This is a genomic window from bacterium (assembly GCA_035703895.1).
Taxonomy (GTDB): domain Bacteria; phylum Sysuimicrobiota; class Sysuimicrobiia; order Sysuimicrobiales; family Segetimicrobiaceae; genus Segetimicrobium.
In genome coordinates this window covers 1-6,073 of record DASSXJ010000225.1, presented here as the reverse complement: position 1 = coordinate 6,073, position 6,073 = coordinate 1, and the positions used below count along the sequence as shown (strand labels likewise).

6 protein-coding genes are annotated in these 6,073 nt (G+C 67.8%); 5 read left to right on the top strand and 1 reads right to left on the bottom strand.

From position 1 onward, the window contains the following. The coding region (locus tag VFP86_15030) for an ABC transporter substrate-binding protein (protein HET9000950.1) at nt 1–516 on the bottom strand (516 nt) is incomplete at its 3' end. 191 nt (nt 517–707) lie between these two features. Here VFP86_15030 and VFP86_15025 point away from each other — a divergent pair. The 5 genes from VFP86_15025 to VFP86_15005 all read left to right on the top strand — a co-directional run. Then, complete coding sequence (locus tag VFP86_15025; GenBank protein ID HET9000949.1) at nt 708–2,228, top strand: ABC transporter ATP-binding protein; 1,521 nt, start codon at nt 708–710, stop codon at nt 2,226–2,228. Further along, entirely contained in the window at nt 2,215–3,312 is a 1,098-nt protein-coding gene (locus tag VFP86_15020; protein HET9000948.1) for an ABC transporter permease, read from the top strand. The genes VFP86_15025 and VFP86_15020 overlap by 14 nt, the downstream gene beginning before the upstream one ends. Beyond that, nucleotides 3,309–4,232 (top strand): ABC transporter permease, encoded by a 924-nt coding sequence (locus VFP86_15015; GenBank protein ID HET9000947.1) that lies wholly within the window; start codon nt 3,309–3,311, stop codon nt 4,230–4,232. Before VFP86_15020 ends, VFP86_15015 begins: the two co-directional genes overlap by 4 nt. Nucleotides 4,233–4,308: 76 nt before the next feature. Beyond that, nucleotides 4,309–5,397, top strand: coding sequence for a BMP family ABC transporter substrate-binding protein (locus tag VFP86_15010; protein HET9000946.1), 1,089 nt, complete (start codon nt 4,309–4,311; stop codon nt 5,395–5,397). Nucleotides 5,398–5,488: 91 nt separating this feature from the next. Next, the coding region (locus tag VFP86_15005; protein ID HET9000945.1) for a DUF3105 domain-containing protein at nt 5,489–6,073 on the top strand (585 nt) is incomplete at its 3' end.

Below are 6,073 nucleotides of genomic sequence, written 5' to 3'. Positions count from 1 at the left end.
CGGATACGGGTCCTTCAGGTTGATCTGGATGGTCATCGGGTCGACGATCTTGACCTCCTGGACCGAGTCGAACCAGCTGCGCCAGGGGGAGGCCGTTTTTGGATCGATCACGCGGTCGATGCTGTACTTGACGTCGTCCGCAGTCATCGCCTGGCCGTTGTGGAACTTCACGTTCGGCCGGAGGTGGAAGTTGTAGGTCTTGCCACCATTGCTGATCTCCCACTTTTCGGCCAGAGCCGGCACGACGTTCGTCTTTTCATCGTAGCCGGTGAGGCTTTCGTAGATGTGTTCGTATCCTTGGAGCGCCGAGAAGTTGGAGCTCGTATGAGGATCCAGGCCGACCGGATCGACCTCCTGGGCGGCCACCAGGGTCCCGCCCCGCTTCGGCTGCGCTGCCGCCGCTGCGGCCGCCGGGATCACCAACCGTCCGTGCTCCAGCGCCTCCAGCGCAGCAAAGCCTCCGCCCAAGGCGAGACCACCGGCAATCAATTGACGGCGGCTCAGGCTTCCACGCATGTCGTCCACGGTCTACCCCTCCCCATGAGATCACCCAATTTCTATACGAGGGAAACGACTGGGCTGATCACGCCTAGGGTTCCCTAGTCCCGGAAGGCGTTCCTGCCCGGCCCCCGTCCCTCACGAGGAGATGAAATCTGCGCCACAGAAGACCGCACCCCCATATGGCGCAACCCTCTCCGATGGTCGCGATGCGGGCGATCACCAAGCGGTTCCCGGGGGTCCTCGCCAACGATGCCGTGGACTTCGACCTTGCCGCAGGGGAGATTCACGTGCTGCTGGGCGAGAACGGCGCGGGCAAGTCGACGCTGATGAAGATCCTCTACGGCTTCTATCAACCCGATGCGGGGGAGATCCGGCTCCACGGCACGCCGGTTCGGCTTCGCTCCCCCAGGGATGCCCTGGCCCGCGGCGTCGGGATGGTGTTCCAACAGTTCATGCTCGTCCCTTCGCTGTCCGTGACGGAGAACATGCTCCTCAGTTTGCCGCGCGCCGGGCTCCGGCTCGACTACCGGGACGCGGCCGAGCGCATCCGCGCGCTGGCCGCGCGGTACGGGATGGCCGTCGAGCCGGCTGCGCGCGTGTGGCAGTTGAGCGTCGGCGAACAGCAGCGCGTCGAGATCCTGAAACTGCTCGCCCGGGGCGCCGAGATCCTGATCCTCGACGAGCCGACCGCGGTGCTCACCCCCCAGGAGGTGCGCCACCTCTTCACCGCCCTCCGTCGACTCGCTGCCGAGGGCCGGGCGGTCGTGATCATCACACATAAGTTGTCCGAGGTCATGGCAGTCGCCGACCGCGTCACCGTACTCCGGAGCGGGAGGCGGGTCGAGAGCCTTCCCGCGGCGGCGACTACGGCCCCCGCGCTCGCGCGCCTCATGGTCGGCCGCGAGGCGTTCGATCAGGTCCAGCGCGGGCCAGTTCCCCCTGGACCTGAGGTGCTGGCGGTGGACGATCTCTCTGCGTTGAACGACCAGGGCCTCCCCGCCCTTCGAGGCGTCTCGCTCGCGGTCCGAGGCGGGGAGATCCTCGGGGTCGCTGGCGTCGCCGGGAACGGCCAGCGAGAACTGGGCGAGGTCATCGCGGGGTTGCGCCCGCCGACCGGCGGTCGGGTGCGGATCAACGGCCGGGATCGCACGCGGGCCTCCGCCCTCGAGGTCCGCAACTGCGGTGTCGGACACGTGCCCGAGGACCGGCTGGGCACGGGCGTCGCGCCAAATCTGAGTGTGGCGGACAATCTGCTTCTCAATAAATATCGGGATCCCGCGTTCGGGCGGGGCCCCTTCCTCGATCGGCGGGCGATGCAGGACGAGGCCCGCCGGCTCATCGCTGAGTTCGGCATCCAGACGGCAAGCTCGGCGGCCCCTGTCCGGACGTTGTCGGGGGGGAATCTCCAGCGGCTGATCCTCGCCCGAGAGATCGGGGCACACCCGCGGCTCGTGCTGGCGTTTCATCCGACCCGCGGCCTCGACGTCGGAGCCACGGAGACGGTGCACCGGCTGCTGATGAATCAGCGCCGCGCCGGGGCGGCGATCCTGCTCCTCTCCGAAGATCTGGACGAGATCCTGCTGCTGTCCGATCGGATCGCGGTGCTCTACGCCGGTGAGGTGGTGGGGACCGTCCCGACCGATCGGGTGAGCGTGGAGACCCTCGGCCTCATGATGACCGGGGTGCGGCCGGCCGGCCGGGATCTGGCATGCGATGATCGCGCTTGAGCGGCGCGAGGCCCCGCATCCGTGGGCCTCGTTTGCGATCCCCCTGCTCTCGATCGCCTTGGCGCTCGCCGCGGGCGCGGTGGTATTGTGGCTCGCCGGGGTGAACCCGCTGGCGGCGTATGCGGACCTCTTGGGCGAGCCGTTCGGCAGCGGGTTCGGGATTGGGGAGACGCTGGTCAAAGCCACCCCCCTCATCCTGACAGGATTGGCGGTGCTCCTCCCCGCCCGGATGAAACTCTGGAACATTGGGGCCGAAGGCCAGCTCCAGCTCGGCGCGATCGGCGCGGCTTGGATGGCGCTGTTCACCCCGATCGGCCATTCCGCGGTGGCCATGCTCGCGGTGGTCGTGGCGGGGATGGTCGCCGGCGCGTTGTGGGCGCTCGCGGCCGGAGCGTTGCGCGCCTGGCTCGACGTGAACGAGACCATCACGACGCTTCTGATGAACTACATCGCGTTGCTGTTCGTAGACCACCTCATCTACGGTCCGTGGAAGGATCCGGCCAGCCGCGGGTTCCCGCTCTCGGCGACGTTTCCACAGGGCGCGCGCCTGCCGTTCATCATTCCGGGGACCCGCGTACATCTGGGTCTCCTCCTCGCGCTTGTCGCGGTGGTGATCGTGACCGTCGCCCTCTACCGGACCCGCTGGGGGCTCGAGGTCAGGGTGATCGGGGACAATCCACGGGCGGCTCGGTACACGGGGATGAGTCTCGTGCGGCATACCCTGCTCATCATGGGCATCGCGGGCGCCCTCGCCGGACTCGCCGGCGTCGGCGAGGCGTCGGCGATCGCCGGCCGGCTGCAGCGAGGCCTCTCTCCCGGCTACGGCTATACCGCGATCATCGTCGCCTGGCTGGCAAAGCTGAACCCCGTCGCGGTGGTGATCGTCGCAGTGCTGCTAGGGGGGCTCTATCTGGGCGGTGACTCTCTGCAGATTTCGCTCGGGCTCCCGATCGCGGTGGTGAACATGCTGCAGGGGCTGATCTTCTTCTTCGTGCTGGGCGGGGAGGTGCTGGCCGGATACCGGGTGGCGATCGGACGGCGGCGGGTCGCGCCGATCTCGACCGGATCGGGGGCGGTCCGGTGAGCCCGGTGACGGCCGCCGTGCTCGCAGCAGCCGTCCGCGCGGGGACGCCGGTGCTGTTCGCCACGCTTGGCGAAATCTTCGCCGAGCGCGCCGGGGTGCTCAACCTCGGGGTTGAAGGGATGATGCTCGCGAGTGCCCTGGCCGGGTTCGCCGTCACCGCTCGGACGAGTAACCCGTGGATCGGCGCGGCCGCGGCAGCGGCGGCTGGGGGATGCCTCAGCGTGATTCACGCGTTTTTGAGCGTGACGCTACGCGCGAACCAGGTCGCCAGCGGGCTCGCGCTCACCATTTTTGCCACAGGCATGTCGGCATTCCTAGGGAGGGGCTACGTCGGTGTGCCGGGGTCGGGGTTCCAGTCGGCCCCGATCCCCCTGTTTGCCCAGATCCCCGTGCTCGGCCCGGTCCTGTTCCAGCAGGACCCCCTCGTCTACCTGAGCTACGCCGCCGTCCCCGTGGCCTGGTACGTGCTGTATCGAACCCGGTGGGGCCTGGAGATTCGAGCGGTCGGCGAGCAGCCCGAGGCCGCCGACGCGATGGGCGTCGACGTGGCGCGCGTCCGGTACGCGTGCGTGATCGCCGGGGGAGTACTGGCCGGGCTCGGCGGGACATTCCTGTCGACCGCGTACACGAGCATGTGGATCGAGAACATGACCGCGGGACGCGGGTGGATCGCCCTGGCCCTCGTGATCTTCGCCACCTGGGATCCCCTCCGGGCGGTCGTGGGCGCCTACCTCTTCGGCGGGGTGAACGCGCTCCAACTCCACATTCAGGCCACGGGGACCAGCCTGCCCACGTACCTCCTGCTGATGGCCCCGTACGTCTTCACCATCGTCGTGCTCGTGATCGCCACCCAGGAGACGGCCCGAAAACGGCTGGGGACTCCCGCGGCGCTGAGCGTTCCCTACAGTCGAACGGGCTGATATCAGAGGTGACCCCCGGCGCTGACGCGAAATCGGTAGGCGAGAGCAAGTGCGATCACCAAAGAGTTGAGGAGGGATGCGCGTGAGCAGGTGGGGGCGGTTGAGCGGTGTGCTCCTCGCCGGGATGCTGGCAGTCACCCTGGGTTTGGGGCCGGCCCCGGGGGCGGAAAAGCTCAAGGTCGGGTTTGTCTACGTCGGCCCCGTGGCCGACGCCGGATGGACGTTCGCACACGACCAAGGCCGCCGCTATCTAGAGGGCCATGCCAATGTCGCCACCACCAAGGTGGAGAGCGTGCCCGAGGGGGCCGACTCGGAGCGGGTCTTCACCGACCTGGCGCGCAAGGGGTACAGGCTGATCGTCGGGACGTCGTTTGGCTACATGGATCCGATGGTGAAGGTGGCCGGAGAGTTTCCGAACGTCGCGTTCGTGCACATCTCAGGGTTCAAGCGGGCGAAGAACCTCGCGACGGCGTTCGGGCGAATCGAGCAGCCGCGCTACCTGACCGGGCTGGTGGCCGGATCGATGACCAAGTCGAACATTATCGGCTACGTCGCCGCCCACCCCATCCCCGAGGTGGTCCGCGGGATCAATGCGTTCACCCTCGGGGTCCGAGCCACGAACCCCAAAGCCACCGTTCACGTGGTCTGGTCCAACACCTGGTACGATCCCGGCCAAGAGAAGGAGGCCGCGGAGAGCCTGCTCAGCATCGGCGCGGACGTCCTCGCGCAGCACCAGGACTCGCCTGCCGCGATCCAGGCGGCCGCCGCCCACGGCAAGTACGCCGTCGGATACAACTCCGACATGAGCAAGTTTGGACCGAAGACATTTCTCACCGCGCCCGTGTGGGACTGGGGCCCGATGTACCTGTACTTCGCCAAAAAGGTGGAGGCCGGGACGTTTGCGGGAGAGGACGTCTGGTGGGGGATGGACAGGAAGGTCGTGGACATCGCGCCGATTGGGCCCATGGTTCCCGCCGCACTCAAGACGATGGTGATGGCGAAGCGGACCGCGATGATCGCCGGGAAGTTTAACGAGTTCGCCGGGCCGATCAAAGACCAGAACGGGAAGGTGCGGATCGCGGCCGGCAGCGCCCTGGGCGACAGCGCGCAGTTGATGATGAACTGGTTCGTAGACGGCGTCGTCGGCACGGTGCCGACAAAGTAGTACGCTTCATGATCGTCGCCGGCGGCACGCCGTGGTCCTCGAAGGACCGCGGCATCATCGACCCGAACTCCCTGGTGGTGTCGACACTCAGATGAAGCATCTCTCACGCGCCGAGCGACGCCGTCGAGCTCGCGAAGGTCCATCCGTTCCGCCGCCGAGCCCACCGCCTCCGAGCAGGCCGGTCCCTGAGCGCGCGGCGCAGGCGCGCACGGTCGTACGGCCGGGGGGCCGCCGCCGGCGGCAGCCCGCGTGGATCTGGTGGTCCGTTGGGGTTGCCGCCCTCGTCGTCATCGCGGGGGGTGTCTGGTGGGCGCTCTCCTCGCGGACCGCCGCCCAGGGCGGGCCGACCCTCCAGGGCGAGCGGGTCCCGTACGAGGGAAACACCCACGTGCCAATGGGCAGCGACATCAAGTACCGCGCACACCCCCCGGCATCCGGGGACCACTACCCCACCCCGGCGCCGAGGGGCGTGTACCCCGAGGGCCTCCTCGAGGGGTTTTGGGTGCACAGCCTCGAGCACGGATACATCGTGCTGGCGTACCGGCCTCCGGTGTCGCCGGATCAGCTCCAGCAGTTTCAGGAGATGGTGAAGAGTTTTCCTAAGAGCAAGAACGGCTACGCGAAGCTGGTGATCGTCCCCTACAAGGACATGGAGCACCCGTACGCGGTGCTCGCG